At 62.1% G+C, this 25639-nt stretch carries 20 protein-coding genes and 4 pseudogenes; 16 read left to right on the top strand and 8 right to left on the bottom strand.

The genetic code is table 11. The features are described from left to right. Positions 1–49: 49 nt before the first annotated feature. Positions 50–577 (bottom strand): Dps family protein, encoded by a 528-nt coding sequence (locus KZO24_RS27355; RefSeq protein ID WP_486488220.1) that lies wholly within the window; start codon positions 575–577, stop codon positions 50–52. Between the two features lie 323 nt (positions 578–900). On the opposite strand from KZO24_RS27355, the gene KZO24_RS27350 reads away from it, so the two are divergent. The 7 genes from KZO24_RS27350 to KZO24_RS27320 all read left to right on the top strand — a co-directional run bounded on the left by KZO24_RS27350 (position 901) and on the right by KZO24_RS27320 (position 6578). Continuing rightward, positions 901–1431: an enolase-like domain-containing protein gene (locus tag KZO24_RS27350; RefSeq protein ID WP_486488219.1), complete on the top strand. Its 531-nt coding sequence runs from the start codon at positions 901–903 to the stop codon at positions 1429–1431. Continuing rightward, positions 1428–2033 carry an enolase C-terminal domain-like protein gene (locus KZO24_RS27345; protein WP_486488218.1) on the top strand — a complete coding sequence of 202 codons (606 nt, stop codon included), beginning with the start codon at positions 1428–1430 and terminating at the stop codon, positions 2031–2033. Before KZO24_RS27350 ends, KZO24_RS27345 begins: the two co-directional genes overlap by 4 nt. Positions 2034–2068: 35 nt before the next feature. Beyond that, complete coding sequence (locus tag KZO24_RS27340; protein ID WP_486488217.1) at positions 2069–2440, top strand: DUF2255 family protein; 372 nt, start codon at positions 2069–2071, stop codon at positions 2438–2440. 169 nt (positions 2441–2609) lie between these two features. Then, positions 2610–3968, top strand: coding sequence for an NAD(P)/FAD-dependent oxidoreductase (locus KZO24_RS27335; protein ID WP_486488216.1), 1359 nt, complete (start codon positions 2610–2612; stop codon positions 3966–3968). Between the two features lie 188 nt (positions 3969–4156). Further along, positions 4157–4876, top strand: coding sequence for a hypothetical protein (locus KZO24_RS27330; RefSeq protein WP_486488215.1), 720 nt, complete (start codon positions 4157–4159; stop codon positions 4874–4876). Between the two features lie 8 nt (positions 4877–4884). Beyond that, complete coding sequence (locus tag KZO24_RS27325) at positions 4885–6333, top strand: cation:proton antiporter domain-containing protein (protein ID WP_486488214.1); 1449 nt, start codon at positions 4885–4887, stop codon at positions 6331–6333. A 5-nt stretch (positions 6334–6338) separates the two neighbouring features. Next, positions 6339–6578 (top strand): hypothetical protein, encoded by a 240-nt coding sequence (locus KZO24_RS27320; protein WP_486488213.1) that lies wholly within the window; start codon positions 6339–6341, stop codon positions 6576–6578. 949 nt (positions 6579–7527) lie between these two features. Here KZO24_RS27320 and KZO24_RS27315 read toward each other — a convergent pair. The 4 genes and pseudogenes from KZO24_RS27315 to KZO24_RS27300 all read right to left on the bottom strand — a co-directional run bounded on the left by KZO24_RS27315 (position 7528) and on the right by KZO24_RS27300 (position 12965). Further along, positions 7528–8412, bottom strand: a complete 885-nt coding sequence (locus KZO24_RS27315) for an N-acyl homoserine lactonase family protein (protein ID WP_486488212.1) — start codon at positions 8410–8412, stop codon at positions 7528–7530. A gap of 501 nt (positions 8413–8913) precedes the next feature. Continuing rightward, positions 8914–9819, bottom strand: coding sequence for an alpha/beta fold hydrolase (locus KZO24_RS27310; protein WP_486488211.1), 906 nt, complete (start codon positions 9817–9819; stop codon positions 8914–8916). 563 nt (positions 9820–10382) lie between these two features. Next, positions 10383–11788, bottom strand: a pseudogene (locus tag KZO24_RS27305) (NAD-dependent succinate-semialdehyde dehydrogenase). Between the two features lie 280 nt (positions 11789–12068). After that, on the bottom strand, positions 12069–12965 hold the full coding sequence (locus KZO24_RS27300; RefSeq protein WP_486488210.1) for a LysR family transcriptional regulator: 897 nt from the start codon (positions 12963–12965) through the stop codon (positions 12069–12071). A gap of 93 nt (positions 12966–13058) precedes the next feature. Between KZO24_RS27300 and KZO24_RS27295 the strand changes: the two genes are divergently transcribed. Both KZO24_RS27295 and KZO24_RS27290 read left to right on the top strand, forming a co-directional pair. Next, positions 13059–14474 carry an aldehyde dehydrogenase family protein gene (locus tag KZO24_RS27295; protein ID WP_486488209.1) on the top strand — a complete coding sequence of 472 codons (1416 nt, stop codon included), beginning with the start codon at positions 13059–13061 and terminating at the stop codon, positions 14472–14474. A 54-nt stretch (positions 14475–14528) separates the two neighbouring features. Continuing rightward, positions 14529–14780, top strand: a pseudogene (locus tag KZO24_RS27290) (IS5/IS1182 family transposase); the annotation flags it as partial. A gap of 605 nt (positions 14781–15385) precedes the next feature. On the opposite strand, the gene KZO24_RS27285 reads toward KZO24_RS27290, so the two are convergent. Beyond that, positions 15386–15523, bottom strand: coding sequence for a hypothetical protein (locus tag KZO24_RS27285; protein ID WP_486488208.1), 138 nt, complete (start codon positions 15521–15523; stop codon positions 15386–15388). Positions 15524–15827: 304 nt separating this feature from the next. Between KZO24_RS27285 and KZO24_RS27280 the strand changes: the two genes are divergently transcribed. The 4 genes and pseudogenes from KZO24_RS27280 (at position 15828) to KZO24_RS27265 (ending at position 21838) form a co-directional block, all read left to right on the top strand. Next, on the top strand, positions 15828–16967 hold the full coding sequence (locus KZO24_RS27280; RefSeq protein WP_486488207.1) for a tyrosine-type recombinase/integrase: 1140 nt from the start codon (positions 15828–15830) through the stop codon (positions 16965–16967). Positions 16968–17404: 437 nt separating this feature from the next. After that, positions 17405–18597, top strand: a pseudogene (gene nhaA, locus KZO24_RS27275) (Na+/H+ antiporter NhaA). Between the two features lie 62 nt (positions 18598–18659). Beyond that, on the top strand, positions 18660–20465 hold the full coding sequence (locus tag KZO24_RS27270; RefSeq protein ID WP_486488206.1) for an SLC13 family permease: 1806 nt from the start codon (positions 18660–18662) through the stop codon (positions 20463–20465). A gap of 92 nt (positions 20466–20557) precedes the next feature. Further along, entirely contained in the window at positions 20558–21838 is a 1281-nt protein-coding gene (locus KZO24_RS27265) for a DUF2254 domain-containing protein (protein WP_486488205.1), read from the top strand. Here KZO24_RS27265 and KZO24_RS27260 read toward each other — a convergent pair. Both KZO24_RS27260 and KZO24_RS27255 read right to left on the bottom strand, forming a co-directional pair. Continuing rightward, positions 21830–22429 carry a DUF305 domain-containing protein gene (locus tag KZO24_RS27260; protein WP_486488204.1) on the bottom strand — a complete coding sequence of 200 codons (600 nt, stop codon included), beginning with the start codon at positions 22427–22429 and terminating at the stop codon, positions 21830–21832. The two genes, KZO24_RS27265 and KZO24_RS27260, sit on opposite strands and share 9 nt — an antisense overlap. Positions 22430–22600: 171 nt before the next feature. Continuing rightward, positions 22601–23074 (bottom strand): MarR family winged helix-turn-helix transcriptional regulator, encoded by a 474-nt coding sequence (locus tag KZO24_RS27255; RefSeq protein WP_486488203.1) that lies wholly within the window; start codon positions 23072–23074, stop codon positions 22601–22603. A 282-nt stretch (positions 23075–23356) separates the two neighbouring features. On the opposite strand from KZO24_RS27255, the pseudogene ectA reads away from it, so the two are divergent. The 3 genes and pseudogenes from ectA (at position 23357) to KZO24_RS27240 (ending at position 25630) form a co-directional block, all read left to right on the top strand. Next, positions 23357–23843: pseudogene (gene ectA, locus KZO24_RS27250) on the top strand (diaminobutyrate acetyltransferase). A 19-nt stretch (positions 23844–23862) separates the two neighbouring features. Further along, positions 23863–25179, top strand: a complete 1317-nt coding sequence (ectB, locus tag KZO24_RS27245; protein ID WP_486488202.1) for a diaminobutyrate--2-oxoglutarate transaminase — start codon at positions 23863–23865, stop codon at positions 25177–25179. 34 nt (positions 25180–25213) lie between these two features. After that, entirely contained in the window at positions 25214–25630 is a 417-nt protein-coding gene (locus KZO24_RS27240; protein ID WP_486488201.1) for an ectoine synthase, read from the top strand. Positions 25631–25639: the final 9 nt, after the last annotated feature.

Genomic DNA, 25639 nt, shown 5'->3' with positions numbered 1-25639 from the left:
GAATTGAAAGGATACGCGTCCTGCGCGGCTGTGTTCCGACGATCGCCCTTCAGACGCTCTGACGGCTCCGCGCGCATTCCCAGAGAAACCAGCCACGACGCTCGCTCTCGTCGATCCACACTTCAACCAGGCTGGCGGTCGCTATGTCGGCATGCTCGTCGCACAGTTCGTGGACGCGGCGCATCTCCGTCACGACCTGCTTGTTGTCGCCATGCAGCTCGGCCAGCATGTCCTGGGGATCCACGAACCGTTCGTTGTTATCGAGGAGGCGCTGGCGACCGGCGATGTCGGAGATCGATCGGATAGTCTGGCCACCGATCTTTCGCGCGCGTTCTGCGATGGGATCGGTCATCGCGAAGATCTCGGCGGCTTGCTCATCGAGGAGCAGGTGGTAGTCGCGGAAATTTGGGCCGCTCATGTGCCAGTGGAAATTCTTGGTCTTGAGGTAGAGCGCGAACACGTCGGCGAGCAGGGCACCAAGCGCACCGGAGATGTCGCGCGTGGCGTCCTCGCCGAGATCGCTGGGAGTTCCGAGGAACCGGGCTGCCTCAATCTCGCCGGAAGTCTGCTTCGTCACCTGTTGTGCTCCTCATCCGTGCGCCGTCCAGAAACCGGAGCGCAGGCCTTTGGGTGGTCCGTTGAGCGCGGGAAGGGTGGTCTCCCGGCATTCGGGCTGAAGCAGACTTAACCTGTGGGACGGTCGCGGCGGTATCATACTGAGGTGTGGCCGGGACCGACCAAAGTCTCCGGGCCGCGGGGTTCATCTCGCCGAGGATGTCCTCGCCCCTGGTCTATCCGGCCCCTACCAGCGTCCAGCATGCGGTAATCGAGCCGACGAGGCACAAATCCGGTCAAGGTCATCCAGTCCGAGAGATGGCCCGTCGCAGGAATATTACTCCCATGCTTCATGCCGCCACTTCCGAACATTCCGTGCGGACGCCGCCCGTCATCGAGAGCGTCCGCGTTCGGGCGGTCTCGGTTCCGTTACGCCGCCCGGTCATCGCCGGCATCGGCCGCTTTGACGAATGGCCGCTTGTGCTGGTCGACGTGACGCTGCGCGGCGGGACGGTAGGGCAGGGGTATGTCGCGCCGTATCGAGCCGGGTCGGTCGGAGCGGTCCTCGCCGAGATCTGCGATCTGGGCTCGACCCTGTCTGGAGCTAGTGCGGCACCGCACGACCGCTACCTCACCCAGGCAAAGGCGCTCAACGTCGTCGGGGTGGGCGGAATATCCCTCATCGCGATCGCCGCGATCGACATGGCGATCTGGGACGCCCTGGCCAAGGAGGCGGGCAAACCGCTAGCGGTCCTGCTCGGCGGCAGCGTCGGCGCCGTGCGCGCCTACAACAGTAACGGCCTCTGGCGCCACGAGGTGTCAACGCTGGGCGCAGAGGCGGCGGACCTGGCTGCGGAGGGGGCTTCCGCGCGATGAAGCTGCGTCTCGGCAACGAGCAGCTCGCAGACGATCTGGCCGCGATTGACGCCGTCCGGCAGGGCGTGGGTTCGGACATCGACCTGATGGTAGACTTCAACCAGGCCCTCGGGCTCGGTGACGCGATCCGGCGGTGCCGCGACCTCGACGCGCTTGGTCTCTACTGGCTCGAGGAGCCGATCGCTTACGACAACCTCCGGGGATATGTGGACCTCGCGGCGAAGGTCCGGACGCCACTCCAGGTGGGCGAGAACTTCTACGGCCCGCGCGATTTCTTCACCTTCGTCCAGGCGGGGGCGGTCCACTACGCGATGGCGGACCTGATGCGCATTGGCGGCGTGACCGGGTGGATGCGTGCGGCCGCGATAGCCGACAGCGCGGGGGTGCAGCTCTCGAACCACCTCTATCCCGAGATTTCCGCGCACGTCCTGCGTGTCACGCCCACCGCCCACTGGCTGGAGTGGGTCGATTGGGCGCTGCCGATCTTGTCCGATCCGATCGTCCCGGCGAACGGCCACCTGACGGCGTCCGGTCGCCCGGGGACCGACGTGAACTGGGATGAGGCGGCCATCGCAAAATACGAGATCACGGCCTCGCTCTGATGGGCACAGGCACAGCAAACCAAGGAGAACCCGAGATGAACTGGCCCGCACGCACCCTCGACAGGATCGTGGAAGCGGACGACCTGAAGGTCGCCCCGCTTCGGGATGACGGCAAGACCTTCGGGACACCGACGTGGATCTGGTGCGTCCAGGTCGATGGCGAACTCTATGTGCGTCCGTGGAACGGGGCGAACTCGCGCTGGTATCGCGCCGCCATGGCCCGCAGCGAGGGACGCATCGTCGTGGCAGGTGAGACTTTCCAGGTGGAGTTCCACGCGGCCAATCCGCCCCTCGAAGGGGTAATCGACGACGCATATCGAGCGAAGTATCCCGGGAAGCGGTATCTGCCGGACATGATCGGCAACGGCCCGCGCTCCGCCGGCGTCCGCATCAGCCCAAAAGAATAGCGTAGAACGATAGGAAAGTGTGCCTCGGCGCCTCTGAACGGCAATTGCAGTCACTGCAGTAGCCGCTGGCTATGGGGTCAACGGCGCGGTTGGTCACGAGCCACGACCTGAAGGAGGAAGGTGATGTGCTGCCTTAGTGACAGCTTAAACTCCCACCAGGGTGGGTAGGATGACCCGCGCAGCCGGCCAGATAGGGCGGAGCTGTGGGAAGGCTCCCCACGTCGTCATAGTCGGTGGCGGGGCAGGTGGTCTCGGACTCGCGATCCGGCTGTCGAAGACCGCCGAACGCGATGGCGGTGCGCGCGTCACCCTGATCGATTGCAGTCCGACCCACCTGTGGAAGCCGCGCCTCCACGAGATAGCGACCGGCGTGATGATCGCCGTCGATGAGAGACTGAGCTTCTTCGAACTGGCGGCCCGCCACGGGTTCGAATTCGTGCTCGGCGGGCTGTCAGGCCTCGACCCGTCCGCGAAGCGGATCACGGTCGCCGAGGTTACGGCGCAATATGATCGTATCACCTCGGAGGGCGGGATACTCCTGCCGGAGCGCACCGTCGACTACGATGCCGCGGTCCTTGCCGTCGGTAGCACCTCGAACGATTTCGGAACGCCGGGCGTTAGGGAGTTCTGTCACACGCTCGATCCAGCGCGAGGCGCGGACCAGATCTACGACGGTCTGCGCGCCTTGTCCGCCAGGGTGGCTGCCAGACGCGCCAACAGTGTGCGTGTCGTTATCGTGGGTGCCGGCCTGACCGGGGTGGAGTTCGCGGCCGAACTGCGCAACTCGTGGCGTCGCGATCCGGATCTGGCCAGTCTTATGCGCCCCGAGCAGATGGAGGTCACGCTCCTCGACATGGCGGATCGTCCCTTGCCCGGAAGCCCGGAAACCATGTCAATATACGCGCGACGCATGCTCCAGGCTTATGGAGTGCAGGTGCGCCTCGGCGCCAAGGTGAGAAGCGTCGAGGCGGAGAAAGTCGTCCTCGGCAACGGCTCCGACATTCCGGCTGACATGATCGTCTGGGTGTCGGGGATACAGGGACCGAGCATTCTGCTCGCCATTCCGGGCATCAAGATCGATTTTGGCAATCGTGTCCGGGTTAAGGCGACGCTCGGCGTCACGGGAGCGAGCGGTCGCAGCATCGATGGGTTGTTCGCGATCGGCGACTGCGCCGCGTGCTACGAGGAGGGCGCGGCCAAGCCGACGCCGGCGACAGCGCAGGCGGCGCATCAGCAGGCGACCCATCTCGCGCGCTCGCTGACCCGCCATCTCGCCGGGGCCGAACTCCAACCATTCCGCTACACATATCGCGGGACAATCGCGTCGCTCGGCCACGCAGCGATCGGCGACGTCCCGATCTCGGGCGGACGAGGCTTCGGGATTTCAGGCTTTGTCGCCAGTAGTGCCTACGCAGCCTCGTGTCGCAGCCACTTGGCGATCTGCATCGGCCGGTGCAGGACCATGATCATCTCCTTTTCGAATGCATTCCGCCGCAGGGTCATGCCGAGGATCAAAGTGCGCTGGTGATGCGCCGCACGCACGGCAACCGGACCTAGTTCGACCGTGGCCATACCAGCGTATGGGTCGCTTGGACGGTGTCCCGATGGCACCCCGTTTGTAGCGGCGGCGAGTGTTGGTGGTCGGCTGGACGGATCCATCCCGCCGTCGTCCGAGACGTGAGGCGCCGGCTTTTTCCTTCGAACCGGGAGTCTTCCATGTCCGATCTCGTCGATTTCGCCATCAAGGCGCATGGCGGCCTCGACCGCTTGAGCAAGTTTCACTTCCTCACCGCACGCCTAAAGCAGGGCGGCCTCCTCTGGGGCCTGAAGGGTCAGGGCGAGACGCTGGCCGACGCGCATGTAAAGATCGATCTCCACAGGGAGTGGGCGACGCATTGGCCCTTCGCCCCGACCACCGATCACTCCGTCTTCACGCCGGACCAGGTGGTGATCGAGAACGATGCCGGAGCGGTCGTCGAGGAACTGGCCGATCCCCGGCCGTCGTTCGCCGGGTTCGAGATGGAGACGCCGTGGAGCCGGCCGCAGCTTGGCTATTTCGCCGGCTACGCGATGTGGACCTATCTGACTGCGCCCTTTATCCTCGCGCGGCCGGGCGTGGTGTGCACCGAAGTCGATCCATGGAGTGAGAATGGCGAGATGTGGCGTCGCGTCAGGGTCGAGTTCCCTTCAAGCATCGCCACCCACAGCCGCGTCCAGCACTACTATTTCGACACCGATGGCCTGCTTCGTCGCCACGACTACGACGTCGAGATTCAGGGCAACAACTCGGCCGCGCATTATCTCACCGGCCCCGTCGAGGTGGAGGGCATCACGCTCTACTCTGAGATGCGCATCGTCCCAAACACCCCAAGCAATATCCCGATGAGCGAGCCCGAACTCGTCACGATCGGATTGTCCGAATACAAGTTCGACTAGGCACCGCTGTGGAGCACGCGCTTCTTGCGGCGCTCGCGCCCGTTGTCCTGCTGCTTGCGCTCGGGGTCGTCGCCGCGATTGTCACGCGAATGGTGGGACTGAACGCCATCGTCGGATACTTGGCGATCGGTATCGTGCTGGCGGCAACCGGTCTGGCAAAGTCGACTGAGCCGATCCGTCTACTGGCCGAACTCGGGGTCGTGCTCCTGCTCTTCGACATCGGCCTTCACTTCTCGCTCAGCCATCTGAAGGAGAGGGCGACCGACGTCTTCGGCCTCGGCCCGGCGCAGGTGATTTTCGCATCTGCCGGGTTGGGGGCGATGGCTGTGCTATTCGGTCTGCCCCCGTTGGCAGCGTTCATTGTCGGGGCCACGCTCTCCTTGTCATCGACGGCGGTGGTCGTGCGGATCATCGTCGAGCGGCACCAGCAGGGCTGTCCGGTCGGAGTGACTACGACCGCGATCCTCGTCTTTCAGGACATCGCGGCGATCTTCCTTCTTATTTTCGCCACCGCGCTTGGGACCGGGGATGCGGTCGGGCCCGCCGTGCTGTTGGCGCTCGCGAAGGCGGTTGCAGCCTTCGCGGTGTCGGTGGTGTGTGCTCGGTACCTTGTCCTACCGCTGTTTGAACTTGTTGCCCGCAATCGCAACGAGGAGGTCTTCACCGCGGTCGCACTCCTGATAGCCCTCGCTACCGGCTGGACGACAGGATCGATCGGCCTTTCGCTGACGCTAGGCGCATTTCTGGGTGGGATGATGGTGTCTGAGACGCCGTACCGGGCAATCATCCAGTCCGAGATCAAGCCGTTCCGTGGGCTTCTTCTCGGCTTCTTCTTCATATCTGTCGGCCTGTCGCTCGACGTCGTCTCGCTGGGTCGGGTCTGGCCGGAGGTTCTGGTCGTCGCCGGCATCATCGTTTGTACGAAGATCGTGCTGAACGCCTGCGCGAGCCTAGTCTTCCGCTGGTCTATTCCCGGATCGGCTCAGTTGGGCTTCCTGCTGGCGCAGGGCTCCGAGTTCGCCTTCGTCATCCTGAGCCTGCCGCAGGTGCGCGCACTGGTCGGTGAGGCGCGTAGCGCGGTCATCATCGCTGCGGTTGCGCTCACGCTCGCTATTGCTCCAAATCTGGCCACTGCGGGGCGGATCCTCGCTGGGCAGCTCAGACGCCGCGCGACTTCGCGCGCGCAGGCCGAGCTTATTCCGCTCGAGGTCGTCGAGCCTGTGCTCATCGTCGGGCTCGACGAACGGGGCCGGTCCATCGCCGACGCCTTGGACGCCTTCGGAATCGGCTATTCCGCCATCGAGGACGATCCGCAACGTCTGCGCGAAGCCGTCGCAGACGGATATCATGTGATGTTCGGTAGTCTTGAAGATCCCAGGTTCTGGGGCCCGCCGCGATGGGCGGGAGACAGCTCAGCATCCTCACCACGCCGTCGCTGGACCAATCCACCGGGCTGACGCCGATGGCTCGCCGCTTCTTCCCTGACCTCACCCGGATTGCAATCGTCGACACCGTGGCGGAAGCCGAGAAATTCGCGGCAGTCGGCTTGTCGCCGGTCATCGACAACGCCATGCCACTTGGGCTCGATGCGGCTCGGGCTGTTCTAGACCGGGTGGGGATCGGCGGGGACGATATCGAGATCTGGGCCACATCGTATAGAAAGCGCTTGGAGCATCCGGGCGCAATGCTGTCGAGCGCATAGGGTCTCTGCTCCTGACGTGAGCCGGCCGCAAATGCGACCTGGATGAGGCAGCGTCACGCATTGATCCACTAGGCATCTAGCTCTTGTTGCGATTTGGGCGGAGCAATCTTCGCTCCGGTGCAGGAAGCCTAAGCGGCGCGACTCCTTTGCTCGACTTTTGTGCACAAGGGAGAATCTCTCCGCTGCGAGCCTATCTGGTGCTAAAATCGGCGATGCATTTGTCGAGACCCTGATGATTGCTTCCATATGCTGAACCCCGACTTGCTGCCCACGGGCGCGTCCAATGGACGGCTGCTTGTGGGCGGGGCGCTACACCTGTTCAGCGAACCCGTGCTTCCCCGGCAAGCACCGGATTGCACATCTTCTGGTCTCTATGAGTACGCGTGCGGCAGATCCCTGCACATGCGCAGAGCGCAAGAGGCGCGAAGAAGAGAGCCGCAGGGCGCGCGGCAGCGTCGACGCATCACCGCGCCCGTAAGTAGCGTCATGCACGCTGCAACGGGAAAGGGAATGTTCCATCTAAGGGCTAGCCGGACACCACCCCTACGGACGGTCCACGAGGATGCCGAGCGTTGCCCGTGCGCAAGATATGCTGGCCGGGGGCTACGTCACGATACGGCAGATCCGGGCTCGGCGCGGCAACACCCCGACATCGCCGGTCTGCAACATGACCAGGACCGCACCGGACTGCGCGGTTCCAGCGACTACGGAGGCGAACGGCGAGCGGTCGAAGAACGATCCTCCCCTCGCGATGACAGGCCGAGTGGGAACGGTCACCCGGGACTTACCCAGATCTCGGGTGCCATCGATGGAATACGGTTGGCTCTAGAGGTTGTTGGCGACGTCGACAGCGCAGGTAATCCCGCTGACGGGCAAGTGCGGCGAAGCCCGGTCGCGGCGTGGTGCGTCCCATCGGATTGGTTCGCCTTTATCGTCGCACCCGCGCAGATCAAGCCACGGATTCGAAGTCGGCGGTGATCGGTAACAGGGTATAGCTGCTCGCCTTAGTTACATCGATCAACGGATCTGAAATAGAACCGTGGGCAAGGCCCACCACCTTGCCGCCTTCGATCAACGCAGGGATGTCGTGGCTCGGCAGCAGAAAGCGGCTGTCGGCGAGGGCGCGTTTGATCGCCCGCTTCTCCTCTAGCGTCGTCATCGCCCTGTTACCGGTGATATTGGGCTCATGGGCGGCCCGCTCAATGATTGGGTCGATCAGCTGATCCTGCAAGTTGTAAGCGATGTCGCCGCAGATGTTCGCCATGCCTTCGTCGGTCTCTACCATGATCGAGATCGAGCCCGGGGTGTGACCACCCGAGAGACGCACCGCAACGCCTGGGATAATCTCCTCTTCGAAAGTCCCATCGACATCGAGGAGTCGCAGCGCGCCTTTAGTGTGGAGACGATCGATGAAGTGTTTGGTGTCGATGTCAGTGTACATGCCCGGCCCCATGATGCCAGACGCCATGAACTGCATCTCTTGGCGCGAGAGGGTGACCTGCGTCGACATCGGGAAGTTGAAGCTACCGCCGGCGTGATCAACATGAGCATGGGTGTGCACAATGTGGCGAATGTCCTTCCGCTTCAAACCATGTTGCTCAAGATGGTAGTCAATCGAGTTTTCCTCGGTCACCACGAACGGGTAGCCCAGCTTATCGATCAGCTCAGTGCTCCGCGGTCCACTGTCGACCAGAATAGGCTCCTGACCGCCGGTTATTAAGAAGCCCGTAATCGGAATCGTGACCATGGTGCCCGGCGAACGGAACATCACAAGGCCGCTTGACTCGAATTCCATGTTTCCAAAATTGATTTGATGGATCTTGAGGGACATCATGCGTCTCCAGTAAAGAATGCAGTTGAGGTAGGGAAACGAAAGTACAAACCGAGCGTGACATCGCGTACCCGCCCAGGATGGATAGCGATCCAATTCAGAATAGCTTTTATCAAAGTTATCGATACGCGTACGAAAGTAGTGACTTTGCTATACATCCGGTGATAATTTATTAGAACTTTGATTAGGTCATTGCACGACTGCGCTAATAAGTCGGCCCAGGGGCCATCTGTTTTCTCTTATATTTCGTTAAGCGTGGCGGCGCCTCGCTTGCAGATGGAGATAATTGACTACAGCGACCGCAATAATCAGATGCTTTCAAGAAGGAGCTTCTCAAAATATGAGAGGATGACGACGTTTGGCGGCATGGACGATCGAGGCGGTCTGATGCGGCAGCGTGCAGAAGTTAATCAGCACGGGCGTCATTATGCATGATAGGTTCGCCGTGGAAGCAAAGTCGCTGTTATGTCGACTGGGGAACCGGCGACGACGGCGAACCTATTATCACTGGCTTCTTGGCTTGCTTTCAATCGTGGCTGGACCACTGATAAAGGCAATAAGTGCGGCGGTGATCGCCTCTGGATTTTCTTCTGGCAGCCAGTGGCCGGCACCCGGTACGGGGACGACGGTCACGTCCTCAGCGACTTCTTCCATCATCGGGCCCAATAAACTGGCATAACGGCTGCTCGCGCCAGCCAGCGCAAGGACCGGCATCTTCAGCGGTCCCTGCTCGGCGTGCCAACGCCGGTTGTCGGCCGCGTCTTTCGGAAAGTTGCGATAGAATTCGAATCCGGCTCGCATGCCGCCTGGTTGCGAGTAGAAGCGGACGTAGGTTTCGAAAACTTCGTTCTCGATCGCATACGGATCCACCGCCATGTCGTGATAGTAGCGTTCGAGGTAAAGTGCCTCTCGACCTTGCGTTAGCGCCTCGGGAATATCTGGTGCCTGGTGGAAATAATAATGCCAGACCTTTGTCCCGTCGCGCGACGCGTGATCGAATGTGTCGGTCCCGGGCACCGGCGAAGCGAGGATCGCCAGCCGCTCCGTTCGTTCCGGGAAGCGACGGGCGAACGCATAGGCCACCATCGCGCCGATGTCGTGACCTACGACATTCACCGGCTCGGTGATGCTCAGGCTGTCCAACACGCCCGCCAGATCGCCTGCCATCGTTCCCTTGTCATATCCGGTAAGCGGTCGCGCTGAACCGCCGGCGCCGCGAAGGTCGGGCATGACCAAGTGATAGCCCTGCGCCGTCAGCGGCGCTACCATCCGCCGCCATGCGATCGACATTTCGGGGTAGCCGTGGATCAGTAGAAGTACGGGACCGCCTTCACAACCCGCTGTACAGAAATGTATGCGCACGCCGTCCACGTCCGTCGCAGACGTTTTCGCGAAGTTGAGCAGGCTCATTAAGCTACCGTCCTGATGACCAATTTGAGAAATGATCAGTAGCGCCGATCATCAGTTCTCCTCTAGCTGTACACCGGTATAGGTTTACGCTCTTGCGGGCTTGGTCATTTTGAGAACCATTGCAGCCTTTTACGATCTAAAGACTCTATCGTCCTCAAATGAAGGATGAAAAGGCGGCTGTCTATGCTAGTCATGTACGGTAGTTGTCTGCGCGCCGCACATACGTACGCCACAGGCTGATGTAACATTAAGGCGGGGTCAGGATGACATCATGGCCTGCAGGAGCTGGGACATCCCCCGTGTCGAGTCCAAAGACTTGTCCCATCTTCTGTGACCCTCGCCAATCTGCGAACGCTTGTCTCTGGCCTATTGGCGCCACCGGTAGCTTCGCCCACAGTTCCTGATTTCAGGCTCGGTCAAGGTTGCGACTGCGGATTGACCGATAGTCAGGCTTGACCTCTCACCTTCAGATCACAGACGATCGTCGATTTAGAACGGCTTTATCCTGCTTGCCGTCACCCCGGCTAATCCAGGCCGCCACAAAATCGCCACCGGGCGCTGGCTTAACCGGCTGCGTCTGCGCCGGGAGGGAGCGAGCCGGCAGGGGCGACCGCCACCAACTTCCAGTTCACAAATTCGCCGAAGCCAAGTTGACTGAGCTCCCGACCGTAGCCGGAATTCTTGATCCCGCCGAAGGGCATCTGTGGCGTGGACCAGGTCGGTCCGTTTACGAAGGCCATGCCGCTCTCGATAGCCAAGGCGACCCGCTCGCCGCGTTCGAGATTTGCGGTGAAAACCGATCCACCCAGGCCGAAGGGCACGTCGTTTGCAAGCGCGATTGCAGAGGCCTCGTCGGGGACAACGTGGAACATGAGCACCGGACCGAATAATTCCTGGCGGTAGACCGGGTTGTCGGGAGCCACGTCGGTTAGGATCGTGGGTTCCAGATAGCTGCCAGCACGGTCGACCCGGTGGCCCCCAAGGACGACGGACGCGCCGCTCGAGCGTGCGGCCTCGATCTGCTCGAGCAGTCCTTGGAGCGCTCCCTCCGAGGATAGGGGGCGAGGGTGGTGGCAGGGTCAAGTGGATCGCCGGCCTTCAGAGACGCCATCGCCGCAATCATCGCCTGTAGGAATTGGGCACCGCGCTCCTCGCCCACAACGATCATGCGTTTGGTGGCGACGCAGCTCTGGCCCGCGTTGTTCATCTTGCCGACCATCGCGTTCATCACGGTAGCTTCGAAAGGTGCATCTTCCAAGACGATCAGGGCGTCGGAGCCACCAAGTTCTAGAACGGACTTCTTGAGGTTGCGTGCGGCACGTTCGGCGACGGCGGCGCCAGCCTTCTCGCTGCCCGTGAGCGTGACGCCTCGGACGCGCGGATCGTCGATGATCGACCCTATCTGGTCGGTGGTTACGAAGAGGTTCGCATACGCACCGGCGGGAATGCCCGCGCGCCGCATGACGGATTCAAATGCGAGAGCGCATTGGGGTACATTGCTGGCATGCTTCGCAATTACGACATTGCCGGCCATCAACTGGGGGCCGACGACGCGGGCCAACTGGAAAAAGGGGAAATTCCAGGGTTCGACCGCTAGTAGGATGCCGAGCGGCTGGGCATGTAGGGTTGCGCCGGGCGCCCCGGGCAGCGGCCTTGGATTAAGGAACTCGGCCGCTGTTTCGGCATAATAGTCAAGGATTGCGGCGGATAGCTGCAGCTCGCCCACCGCCTGGCCGACTAGCTTGCCCATTTCGCGCGTCATCGTGGCGGCGAGTTCGTCCTGCTCATTGCGGATGATCTCCGCAGCGCGGCGGATGGCGCCGGCGCGGACTTCGATGGAACGCTTCGACCAGTCCTTATGGAAGCAGGCTGCGCTCTCATTGATGATTTCGGCGAGTTGTCTCTCCGTAATGGTGTCGAATTCGCGTTCGACTTTTCCGGTCGCGGGGTTGGTCGTCAGATAGGCCATGGAAAGCTCCCGAACACCGCCGCGGGTCGCGGCATCGGCTCGGATCATCTAGCTGTTTGCGGGACGCAGCCATTCTTCCGGCGTATTGTCTGCACGCGACCTTGGTTACTTCCTGGCCTACTTTGGTAGGGGTTCAGTGATACCGGGTGCCCCGCCACCATCCGCAGCGGGCTCCCGGCCAGTAGACTTGCTTTCCGAAGCTATAGCGCTTCGACTCGCGCTCCAAACCTAATTAAGTTCTCGATCGTTGCTGCGTTACAATAGTTTATTCGCATATCTCCTAAACATGTCTTTTTTGGCGGATGAGGTCGATTAGTGCGCGCAAGCCTGCCGGAACATGCCGACGTCCAGGATAATATAGGCATAGCCCCGGATATGGCTGGCACCAGTCCTCAAGCACAGGCACCAGCCGACCGGATGCGACATGCTCCCGCACTGACCACTCGTTGAGATAGGCCAGTCCCGCTCCGGCAAGCGCCGCTTCAAGCATCAGCGTCATCTCGTCCAACGTCAGTGCGCCCGGCACGTCAATCTCGACTGCCTCCCCTCGTTGTTCGAATTCCCAGCTCCAGATCGCGCCGCTAGCCATACGCGCACGAATGCACTCGTGATGCAGCAGGTCGGCAGGAACCTGTGGCTTCGTCCGATTTTTGAAATAGCATGGCGCTGCGACCACCAGCATGCGTACGTCACCACCGATGGGAACCGCTATCATATCCTGCGGAACGGCTTCCGCCAGACGAATTCCCGCATCAAAACCCTGCCCCACGATATCCACCAGACGCCCCTCCGTCACCAGAACCACCTTCATGTCAGGGTAGAGACGGAGATACTCGAGGATGATGGGCGTCAGCACCATCCTTGCGGCTCCAGCGGACGTATTGATGCGCAATGTTCCCGCAGGAGTGTCTCTGTGTACATTGATCCCCTCTATCGCACCGACAATGTCTCCTAACGCGGGTGCGATCCGGGCGATGAACTGCTCTCCCGCATCCGTTGGTGAGACACTCCGTGTGGTGCGATTGAATAGGCGGATGCCCAACCGTGCCTCCAGCGTCGCTATGGCGTGGCTAAGCGCCGACGCGGACATGCCAAGGTCAGTCGCCGCAGCACGGAAGCTGCCCAGACGGCCGACGGCTACGGCGGCCTCATATTCAGTCAATCCCGTTTTTGCCATTATCCTAAATCCTGCATCACTTCATGCCATTCTATCCCGCTTATCCAATCAAACCAAGGAGCCTAGATCAGGGAGGACAAAAGGAGCCATCTCATGAAGATCATCGACACAGTCTATATCGACGGTGCATTCGCCACCCCGCATGGCACCGAAATGTTCGATCTCCACAACCCGTCTACGGCGCAGGTCATCGGACGGGTTCGTCTCGGTGACGAGACGGACACTCGTCTGGCGATAGCCGCAGCAAAGCGGGCTTTCCCTGCCTTTTCACGGAGCAACAAGGAGGAGCGGATCGCTATTCTACATCGACTCGCGGATGCGCTGGAGGCCCGCACAGCCGACCTGACGGAGGCAGCGATAGAGGAATATGGCGCTCCGTTGACCCGCTCCGCATGGATGGCGGACTACGCAGTAGGCGCATTCCGGCTCGCCGCAGAGACACTGACCGCTTATGAATTCACGCGCCAGATCGGCACCGCGCGCGTATCGATGGAACCCCTGGGTGTGGTCGGATTGATAACACCCTGGAATGCCAACGCAGGATTCATCGCGAATAAGCTGGCGATGGTCATCGCGTCAGGTTCCACATGCGTCATCAAGCCCAGCGAGATGAGCGCCATCCAGACCCAGATAGTGATCGAAGCCTTCCATGAAGCAGGTGTTCCGCCTGGCGTGTTTAACATCGTCAATGGTCGAGGCGACGTGGTCGGCGCGGAAATCATCAGCAATCCTGATGTCGCAAAAATCTCGTTCACTGGCTCGACGGCGACAGGCCGTGCCATCGTGCGCGCAAGCGCCGAGACATTCAAACGCGTCACGCTGGAATTAGGTGGCAAATCACCCATGGTGATTTTGGACGATGCCGATTTTGCTAAGGCGATCCCGTTCGTTCTCAGTTCCGGGTTCAACAACAATGGACAAGCCTGCATCGCAGGCACACGCGTCCTTGTGCCCTCCAGCAGGCTTGCTGAATTTGAGGAAGGCATCAAGGCGGCGGTAGCTGAGATCAAGTCTGGCGACCCTCGGGATCCTGCAACTGCGATCGGCCCGATGGTCAGCCAACGCCAATGGGATCGAGTGCAATCCTATATCCGCAAAGGCCAAAAGGAAGGCGCCACGTTGCTCGCTGGCGGCGAAGGACGGCCCGACAACACGGCAGATGGCTGGTTCGTCAAGCCGACCATCTTCACGGATGCCCGGAACGACATGGCAATCGCGCGTGACGAGATTTTTGGTCCGGTGTTGTGCATAATTCCCTACGATATCGATGACCAAGCCATAGAGATCGCCAATGACACAGATTATGGCCTTCACGCGTACGTTGCTGGTTCCGACGAAGGCCGCGCTCGAGCCGTTGCGGACCGGATCGTCGCGGGGCGCGTAATAATCAACGCGGCGCCCATGGAAATGAACGCTCCGTTCGGCGGCTTCAAGCAGTCAGGGATAGGGCGGGAAAATGGGGTGTTCGGTTTGGAAGCCTATCTGGAGCCTAAAGCCGTAATGGGTTGAATTGGCTGAGTTAGGAACCCGTTGCCGAAGCCTTCGGTTGGTAGGCAGCGGTGAAGCGATAAGGGCATGTTCCTACCGATGATGGAAGGGTTGGCTGCGCCCCAGGCTTCCGAGCCAGATGGTGATGATCGACGCGACCTATCTCAAGGCGCGTCGCACGGCATCGAGCCTGGCGGTAAAAAAGGGATGTGGGCCGCCTGGTCGGCACACGAAGGCGGCGTGAACACCAAGCTTCATGCCGTGACGGATGCGAATGGTCGCCTGCTCAGCTTCTTCATGACCGCAGGCCAGGTCAGCGATATGACCAATACCAAGGTATGGGCCAAATGAACTGCTTTGGCGTCGTAAGTTCACAGTTATTGCATAACCATATTTTCCGCGCTAAAGTGGCGGTGTCGTTTTCCCCAAACCTCCGGATTCCGTGCGGGGCCGCCATTTAGGCGGTCGAAATGTCCGTAAACCGCCGGACTCGTTGGGCTCTACCAGTACGCGCGCGGCCTTCTCGAGCGCGGCTGCGCAAAGGGGTTGCCCCGGTAACGAGTCCAATTCACTGGGGGAGAGCGATACGCGCCTGCTCGCCTGCCTGAGGGGCAACTGTTTTGCCGTATCCCCCGATGGGCCGAAAACCTGGATGGCCAGTCCGGAGGTATTGTTGCAAAGACCTGGGCATTGCGCGCGGGTCCGGAGGTATAGGGAAACGTGAAGAACATGAAATCAGCAGCTTCGAGTCCGGTGGTTTGGTGAAACTGACAAGAACGCCGAAATGTCGGTATCAGAATATGGCTGGACTCATGGGCCTTCCACGCCGCAGCCCATCGGAGTGTCAGAATAACCCCGGACTTTTTTCAGAATAATCCGGACTCCGCCGCAGCCGCTGAAAACCCGCAACAAGGCGTTGCACCACGATTTCGTCACAGGTGGGCAGAACGGGTGAGGGTTGGCATCGCGACGAGCGCACGAATTACCGGCTCGCGATCGCAAGCGATGCGCCATGCGCCGGCATCGGCGCGCGTCAGGGTAGTACCTGTATCGGCCATCACCTTGCCCACGAAAGCGCTGGAGACTCGCTCAGCGCAGTCCACTGTTATTCTATCAAAGAATGCTTCAGACAGCGAGAGTCCGCTGGCATTTAGAAATATGAATGAACGAAATGCGCCATTTTCCAGTCCGGTCTTATTCTGAAACCGACAACGGCGAATTTCCGCGTATTTTAAGAAGCTTGGGAGGAAACACGTGCCTAAACCGCCGGACTCGTTTTCCCCTGTAGTACCGCCGGACGACGGCCGTATTGGCCCTGAAGCCGCGCCGACACCTCGGAAGACAAGCCCTGACCGCCAGGCACTGCTCCCGCTGGTGACGACCTTGCGCACGGCCGAGCGGGTGGTAATCGACGCGCCCCTGCTCGAGGCCTTCCAGGCCGCCGCCTCGCGCCACACCCTGCTGGCACTGCGCTCGGACCTCACCGCTTTCGATCTGTGGTGCCGCCAGCATCGCCGGATCACGCTGCCGGCGCGCGCGCAGGATGTGGCCGAATATTTGAAGAGCCGGGCAGGGCAGGGGGCCAAGCCCGCCTCGCTGGCGCGCTACAAGGCCTCGATCGCCCGGCTGCACCAGTTGCTCGGTCTTGTCGATCCAACCACCGCGCCGCTGGTCAAGCTTACCCTGGCAGCGATCCGCCGCGACAAAGGCGTGGCGCAGCGCCAGGCGGCGCCGCTGCGTTTCAAGGGGCCGGTTTCCGATGTCGAGCGCGACCCGGCGCGGGGGCTCAATCTGCGCGCGCTGCTGGAGAGCTGCGGCGCGGATCCCATGGGGCTGCGCGACCGTGCGCTGCTCAGTCTTGCGTACGACACGGGTTTGCGGGCGAGCGAACTCGTCGCGGTTACGTTGGAGCACATCATGCCGGCAACGGATCTCGACGCGCGGCTGCTGGCCATCGCGCGTAGCAAGGGCGACAACGAAGGGGAGGGGACCACCGCATTCCTTAGTCCACGGTCCGTGCGTGCGGTGGAAGCGTGGGCGGAAGCGGCCGGCATCGTTACCGGCCCGTTATTCCGGCGGGTGATCGTTCGGCACTACAAGGCGCGGGCCCGCGTGCCCGGGCGTGACTTGTCGACGATATCGGGGCGGGAGATTTGGGACCTGCGCAAGACGTTGCCCAAGCCCGCAGTTCCGGCGCGCACCGAATATAGCTTCGGCGATACCGCTCTGCATCCGGGCTCTATCGGGCCGATCTGGCGGGCGATCATCCGGCGGGCTTTCGACCAGGGAGCTTTGCCGGATCTGACGAAGGACGACCTGGAGCACCTGCTAAAGCGGGTCAGCGGCCATTCGACGCGGGTTGGGCTCAACCAGGACCTGTTCGCGAGCGGCGAGGACCTCGCCGGGATCATGGACGCCCTGCGCTGGAAGAGCCCGCGGATGCCGCTCGCCTATAACCGCAACCTGGCCGCAGAGCACGGGGCCGCAGGGCGCCTCATGAAAAAGCTGGGATAGCAGCTCATTCGGCAAGGATCGGCGCGTCTCTATCTTGCAAGCTGGGCGATTGAAGCCTCGTTTTGGCGCATACCGGGCGTAAATGCTTCTTTCCTTATTCACAGCACCGCTTGTATCTGATCCGGGCGCCGGACGGGAAGTGATGCGCGACGGTCCAGACTGTTGGGCAGATCAGTACCTCGCTCGCTGGCAGTCTCATACAGTGGTTTGATTCAAGGACCGAGCGCGCCATTCTTCGTGGAGAATAACGCTGCGGCCACGAATCGTAGTCGTCAAGCGTTACACACTCCAAATCCTACCCACCAGTATGCCGATGCGCAGGTTGCGACACGCTCGCGCCGCTGCGATAGGGTACACGGGTGCCCGTTTCAGAGACGGGCAGGTATCGTAGCGTTGGTCGGGCCGCCAGCGCATGATGAACTTCGCCCGGAGCACCAATGGCCATCACCCCACGCATCCGTATCAGCGCTATCCGTCGCTTTTTGCATAGCCAGTCTTCCGCCGGTCTCGTTCTCATGGCTACGGCAGCAGTGGCGCTAGTGCTCGCCAACTCTCCGCTCGCGAGCACATACGAGGCGGTTCTGCACGTCTATCTGGGGCCGCTTTCGCTGGCCCACTGGATCAACGATGGTCTGATGGCAGTTTTCTTCCTGCTGGTCGGGCTGGAGATCAAGCGCGAGATGCTCGACGGGCAGTTGTCCACGTGGTCGCGTCGGATCCTCCCCGGGATCGCCGCCGCAGGAGGCATGGCGGTGCCGGCGCTGCTGTTCTATGCCTTCAATACCGGCGCGACGGCGCGCGGATGGGCGATCCCGGCCGCCACCGACATCGCTTTCGCGCTAGGGGTCATCTCACTGTTGGGGAACAGAGTTCCGGCGTCCCTACGCATCTTCCTGGCCGCACTCGCCATCATCGACGACCTAGGCGCGGTGATCATCATCGCATTGTTCTACACCGCCGATCTTTCGGTGGTCGACCTTGCCTGCGCAGGAGGAGTGGTGGCGGCGCTTGTCGCGCTCAATCGCTTCCGAGTGAGGAGCCTGACGCCCTATCTCCTGCTGGGCGCAATGCTTTGGGTATTCGTGTTCCGCTCCGGCATCCACGCGACCCTGGCCGGCGTCGTGTTGGCGCTGACGATCCCGATGGAGATTACGCCGAGCCGGTCCGACGTCGATGCGACCAGCCCGCTTCACCGGCTCGAGCATTTCCTCCACCTGCCGGTCGGCTTCCTGATCGTGCCGCTCTTTGCGCTCGCCAATGCCGGCGTGCCCGTGCTGCAGTTGCCCGCCGAGGCGCTGGCCGCGCCAGTAACGCTTGGCGTGGCACTCGGCCTGCTGCTTGGCAAGCCGGTGGGCGTCTTCGGGATGTCTGTGCTTGCGGTTCGGTTCGGGCTGGCGGATGCGCCTGCCCATGCGAGCCGCATGCAGATGTTTGGCGTCGCTTTGCTATGCGGGATCGGCTTCACGATGAGCCTGTTCATTGCGCTTCTTGCTTTCCCGGGGACCTCATCCTCCAGTCCGAGGCAAAAATCGGGATCCTGGCAGGCTCCCTGCTCTCGGGGCTTCTGGGCTATGCCGTGTTGCGCCTGGCGGACCGGGAAAAGTCTAACGCCGCGGCAAGCACATGGTGATGGCCTGAAGCCGCGCTCGCGGATCGTGCGTTGATCTCGCCCAACGGTTATCAGGAGCAAAGATGTCCTCCGACGGTTTGATGTCTATCTGGCACGCCGCCAAGCCGTTTGTCGGCTTGATCATGGTCGTGCTGCTGTTCGTGTCCTTCGCCCTCGAGCGCTTCCCGCCTGTCGTGATCGCCCTGATCGGCGCCGCACTGATGCTCGGGACCGGAATCTTGGTTCCAGCGGACGTTCTCACCGTCTTCTCCAATCCAGCGCCGATCACGATCGCCGCCTTCTTCATCCTGTCTGGCGCCTTGATCAGGACGGGCGCGATCGAAGCACTAGCCAGCCTCATGATAGCCCGCGCGCGAGAGCGACCGCGACGCACGGTGGCCGAACTGATGGGCACGGCCATGCTCGCGCCGGCATTCATCAACAACACGCCAGTTGTCATGGTCCTGATCCCGCTGGTCAAGAAGCTGGGCCGCACCGTGGGCATCGCCGCAACCCGGTTGCTGATCCCGCTGTCTTACCTGGCGATCCTGAGCGGGACTCTGACCCTCGTCGGTACCTCCACCAACCTGCTGGTGGACGGCGTTGCCCAGGAGAACGGTCTTGCGGCTTTCGGCATCTTCGAAATAACCGCCGTGGGTGCGGTCGCCCTTCTGAGCGGCGGTCTCACACTTCTGGTGCTTGGACCCAAACTCCTGCCCAACCGCCCCGACGACGAACTCGATGTGGATAGCGATCGCCAGTACATCACTGAACTCCTTCCTACGTTCCGCGGCTCGGCGGGCCGCCCGCTCAGCGAATTCGGTGCTCTGCGGCGCAGCGCCGTGAAGGTCGTCGGGATCAAGCGCGGCTCGCAGGTCGTTCGCAACGTGCCGGCAGACGAGGAGATTCTATCGTCCGACCGGATCATCGTCGCGACGAGCGCGCACGAACTTGATGCGCTGGCGCGTTCACACGACTTTATGATCGGGCTGCAGAATGTCGGCCGGCCGATCAGGCTTGCCCATGACGAACGCGACGAAGCGGTAAGAATGGTGGGGATCACGCTGGCGCCAACTCACCCGGCGATTGGTCGCCGGCTGCGGGAGATACCTTTCCTCTCGAACTTGGGCGTACGCGTTCTCGGGCTCAGCCGTCCGCGCCATCTTGCCGGGCCGGACCTTGCGAACGCGCGCTTGCGGGCTGGCGACAGCCTGCTGGTCGCCGCGGACGACCAGGCGGCTTTGGAGTTGCGGGAAAATGCCAATTTCATCGCCGAGGATACCAGCGGGGTGCGGCGCTACCGCCGCCACCGGGCGCCCATCGCCGCGCTGACCCTGGCCCTTGTCATCCTTGGCGCCGCGTTCAACGTGATGCCGGTCTACGCCCTCGCGCTGCTCGGTGTGGCCATCGTGCTCGCGACCAGATGCCTGGATGCCGAAGAGGCGTGGGCGGCCATCGACGGCAACGTGATTGTCCTGATTTTCGCGATGCTGGCATTTGGGCTCGGACTTGAGAAAGCCGGAAGCGTCAAGCTGATCGTGGATACCCTTTCGCCCTGGATGGACGGCCTACCGCCTCTGGCACTGATCCTTGCCATCTACGCCGCTACCTCCGCCCTGACCGAGACGGTCACCAACAACGCGGTCGCCGTCATCATGACCCCGATCGCGATCGGCATCGCCGGGCAAAGCGGCGTCGATGCGCGCCCGCTCGTGATCGCCGTGATGTTCGCTGCCTCCGCCAGCTTTGCGACACCGATCGGATACCAGACCAACACTATGGTCTATGCCGCCGCCGACTACCGCTTCGCCGATTTCGTCAAGATCGGCCTGCCCATGAACATCATCGTCGGCGTGGCGACCTGCGCTGCGATTTTCCTGCTTACCTGATCCGGCCGATCTCCTCCGCCGCCGGACAACCGATGGAACATCAGGCCCTGCCGTCGCTTCCGGTTTGACCTTCAGACGGCAGGAATGAGCGAATGAAACGATGGCAGTGGGCGGTGCGCTTGCTCACAAGGCGCATGTGGTTCCGGGCCGCCTTGTTCTGCCTGTTCGCTGTTGGCCTTGCCATGGTCGGAGCCCTGCTGGGCCACATGATTTCCTACGATTTCGCGGCCAAGGTCGGCGCGAAGTCGGTCGACAATATCCTCAATGTCCTTGCCTCGAGCATGCTGGCCGTCACGACGTTCTCGTTGACCGCGATGGTTTCTGCCTATGCGGGAGCGACAAGCAACATTACGCCGCGGGCTGTCCAGCTCCTGGTCGACGATACGACCGCCCAGAATGCACTCGCCACGTTTCTCGGCAGCTTCCTTTTCGCCGTGGTCGGGATCATTGCCCTATCGACCGGTCTTTATGGCGAAACCGGCCGCGTGATTCTTTTAGCCGGCACTATCCTGGTGATTGCTTTGATCATCGTGACATTCCTGCGTTGGATCGAGCACATCACCCGCTTTGGCCGGGTCGGCGATACCATTGAGCGCGTGGAGCGCGCTGCCACGCTGGCCGTGCGGGGGATGCTGCAGCGGCCTCGATTCGGTGAGAAGGAGCGCCTCGCTGTCCCATCCGGCGCAACGCGCATCCATCACGACATGATCGGAAGGATCACGCATGTGGACACGCCGCAGCTGGCAGCAATCGCCAAGGAGATCGATGGCGAAATAGCCCTATCCGCTCTCCCCGGCACACTTGTGGATCCTGCGCGCCTCATCGCCTGGACGACCGTCAGACTCGACGACCGTCAGGTCCAGCGCATTCGGGACGCCTTCACCGTTTCCAACAACCGAGCGTTTGATCATGATCCGCGCTTCGGTCTCGTAGTTCTTTCCGAGATAGGCTCACGGGCCTTGTCGTCCGCCGTCAACGACCCGGGAACGGCGATCGCGGTGCTGGAAGCAGGTACGCGAGTGCTGGCAGCGATCCTGCGCCACGAGCCCGAAGAGAGAGACGATCCGTACCCCGGGGTCCTTGTTCCGGCGTTCGCATTCCGGGACTTGCTGGAGGATCTCTATAGACCCCTTTCACGTGATGGGGCGGGCACCGTCGAACTGGGTATTCGCCTGCAAAAGTCCTTGGCCGCGCTTGCGGCCATCGAACTTCGTGCGCATAGGGATTGCTTGCTGGAAGCTGAAGACGCTCTGGCGCGGGCGCAATCCCTATTGGCGAGCCCAAAGGATGCGCAGGCGCTGCGCGATGTTCATCTGCGAATACGGGAACCTTCTGGCTTCGGTGCATCGCCGCCTGTCCCCCGATCAGAATAGCCTCGACGCAGCGCGGCGATCGAACGTCGCGGTCTCAGCGGATCGGATGAAGGGTGTCGACGCCTGCCCCCGCGTCGGTCTCCCCGCCGGTGAAGGCTCGTGCCGATCGCGGTAGGAAGGGATGTCAGGTGTCCCTGGCGGCACCGGCTTCGCTTTGAGGCGCGCGATCTCGCGTTCCATTTCGGCGATCTCGCGCGCTTGGGCGTCGATGATGCGGTCGGCCATGAGACGGACGCGCGGATCTCTGATATGGGCGCGTTCGCTGGTCATGATCGCGATCGAGTGATGAGGGATCATCGCCTTCATCCACGCCAGGTCATCGACGGTTTCCTGGCTTCGGACCAGCCAGAGCGCACCTGCTGCGATGACCACCGAGCCGGCTACGATCGCTGTGTTGAGACGCCGATTGTCGTACATCCTCCACATGAAGCAGATCATCACCAAGGCCATGACGGCGCCCATTAGCAGGGCCATCCACATCCGGGTCTGACTGAAAAGCACATGGCCGAGCGCGTAGGTGTTGAAATACATCAGCGCGAACATCACGATCGTTGAGACAGCGATCATGAGGGCAAAGCGCGCGTAGCTCATTGGCCATCTCCTTTGCGCGCCCAACGACTGAGCCGGTGGGGAGTTGCGAAAGTCGTTTTGCGTAAGCTAATCGATGTCACGCATTGACCCGGAGCCGACAAAACCTGAGGTCTGCATGCTTCCGGTCCATAGCAGGCGCGAGGCCTCGCCGTGCGGTCCAGTTAACGGACCTCAGCCTTGCTGGGCGGTCGCACCGTGGGATTGCCCTTCAGGCGGCGACGGCGTCAACAGATCGTTCAACCGTTCCAGCCCCGCGAGGATCATCGCCTGCTCCCAAGCGGGCAATTGCGCAAACCCTTGGCTGAAACGCAGTTGCAACGGGAAAGGAGACTGCGCCAGCTTCTCGCGGCCGAGCGGCGTGGCCTGAAGGATGACCTGCCGCTTATCGATTTCACCCCGGCTGCGCGATACCAGTCCGGCGGCGGAGAGGCGATCGACGATATTGGTAATCGTCGCCTGGCCGAAGCGAAGTGCGGCGGCGACTGCCCCTGGCGTTATGGTCTCGTGCGCGCCGATCTGGCGCAGCACAAGCGCCTGCGAAGGCGTCAGTCCCGTGGCGGCAGCCATGTTCCGGTTTTCAAGTTCGGCCGCATCAAGAATTTTTCGCAAGGCCAGAAGGGCCGGGGAAGTGAGGTCTGTTTCCATGCCAAACGGCTAGCGTTTGTGCGGGGTTGCGCCAAGCCGGAAGATGTTTCGCAGTACGAAGAATATGCGCGGTCTCAGAGCTGCCTCTAGCAGTGCCAAGGGGTGCTAGGGTTGCGCCAACCCCTGAAATGTCTATGTTGCTTCGTGAGTAATCCATAAAAGTGCAACAGCCAAGCGCGCGGACGTGCTTCGGAGGGTGAAGTAATATTTGAATGCGAAGTGAGCGAAGCTGGCCCCCGGGGTAATCCCGAGGGTCTCGAATCCGTGGCCGAAAGCGAGCGACTGGTCCTGCGCCGCCCCACTGCCGAAGATGGTCCCGCCATCACGGCTCTGATCGCGGCTTCCCCGCCGCTCGATCTCAATTCCGCCTACTGCAATCTCCTGCAGTGCAGCGACTTTGCCGGGACATGCGTGGTCGCGGCCAGAGGCGGGCAGATCGTCGGCTGGATTTCCGGCTACCGCCCCCTCGCACCCGGAGCGGATTTTCGTGTGGCAGGTCGCCGTCGACGGCTCCGCGCGCGGAGAGGGCCTGGCCGGGCGTATGCTCGACGAACTGATTTCGCTTCCCGCCGTCTGCGGTGCCACCACGCTGACGACCACAATCACCGAAGCGAACAATGCCTCCTGGGGCCTGTTCGCCGGGTTCGCGCGCCGCCACGACGCCACGCTTTCCAGGGCAGAGCGCTTTACGCGCGCCGAGCACTTCGCCGGCGCTCACGAAACCGAATGGCAGGCGAGCATCACGCCGCTGCCGACCTTCAAAGCCTGACAAACAGGGATTTTCCGACATGATGAAGCTTCCAAGGCCGAGCGCGCTTGCGCCCGACACCGCCATTTACGACCGCCGGGAATCAGCCGTGCGCAGCTATTCGCGCTCGATGCCGCGCCAGTTCAACCGCGCGCAGGGTGTGTGGATGTACGACAACGAAGGCGGGCGCTATCTCGACTTCCTCTCAGGCTGCTCTTCGCTGAACTACGGGCACAACCATCCCGTCCTCAAGGGCGCGCTGATGGACTACATCGCATCCGACGGCGTGACCCATGCGCTCGACCTGCACACTGACGCCAAAGCCGATTTCCTGCGCGCCTTCGAGGACGTGATCCTCGAGCCGCGCGGGCTCGACTACCGCGCGATGTTCACAGGCCCCACCGGTACCAACGCGGTCGAGGCGGCGATCAAGCTGGCGCGCAAGGTCACGGGGCGCGAGATGGTGATCGCCTTCACCAACGGCTTCCACGGCATGACGCTGGGCGCGCTGGCCTGCACCGGCAATGCCGGTAAGCGCGGCGGTGCGGGTGTTCCGCTCAGCCACGTCAGCCACGAGCCTTACGACGGCTATTACGGCGAGGAGGTGGACACCGCTGACCTGCTCGAACAGCGCCTGGCCGACCCGTCGAGCGGGCTCGACGCGCCGGCCGCCTTCCTGTTCGAGACTGTGCAGGGCGAAGGCGGGCTCAACGCCGCCTCACCGCAGTGGCTGCGCAAGATCGCGGCGCTGGCCAAGCGTCACGGCGCGCTGCTCATCGTTGACGACATCCAGGCCGGTTGCGGGCGTACCGGCGGCTTCTTCAGCTTCGAGGGGCTGGGCTTTACGCCCGATATCGTCACCTTGGCCAAGTCGCTCTCGGGCATGGGACTGCCTTTCGCGCTGACGCTCATGCGCCCGGACCTGGATGTATTCACGCCGGGTGAGCACAACGGCACGTTCCGGGGCAACAACCACGCCTTCGTCACCGCCACCGCCGCGCTACGCGAATTCTGGGCCGATCCGGCCTTCGCCGACGACATCGCCCGGCGCGGCGGCATCCTGGAGCGCCGGCTCGAACGCATCGCCGCGCGCCACGGCCTGACCACGCGCGGCCGGGGCATGATGCGGGGCATCAACGTAGGCACCGGCGAGATCGCCTCGAAGATCACCGGCGCCTGCTTCAACGAGGGCCTGATCATCGAGACCAGCGGCGCCCACGATGAGATCGTCAAGGTGCTGGCCCCGCTCGTTATCGAGGATGCCACCCTGGAGGCCGGTCTGGACATTCTCGAAGAAGCGGTCGCCGAGGCGATCGCGCCGGTCGTGAACGACCGCAGGCTCGGCGTCGCCGCCTGAGCCCATCCCGCACACATTCAAGGAAACCAGAAACATGTTCGTCCGCAAGCTCAACGAAATCCGCAAGTCCGACCGTCATGTCGAGTCCAAGGGCTGGCATAGCGACCGCCTCGTCCTCAAGGACGATGGCATGGGCTTCTCGTTCCACGTCACCACGATGTACGCCGGCGAGGAACTGCACATGCATTACCAGAACCACCTGGAAGCCGTGCTCGTCCTCAAAGGGTCGGGAACGATCGAAGACCTCGGGACCGGACTGACCCACGAATTGAAGGCCGGGGTGATGTATGCCCTCAACGACCACGACAAGCACATTGTTCGCCCGGTTGAGGACATCCTGTGCGCCTGCGTGTTCAACCCGCCCGTCACCGGCCGCGAGGTCCACGACGAAAGCGGCGCCTACCCCGCCGACACAAGCGAAGACCTGCGCCAGCCCGCACTTTCGGACTGAAGGGAAAGG

The sequence above is a fragment of the Novosphingobium sp. NFX11 genome, from assembly GCF_057376415.1.
The sequence above is the reverse complement of the archived record's forward strand: the minus strand, read 5'-3'. Positions and strand labels throughout refer to the sequence as shown.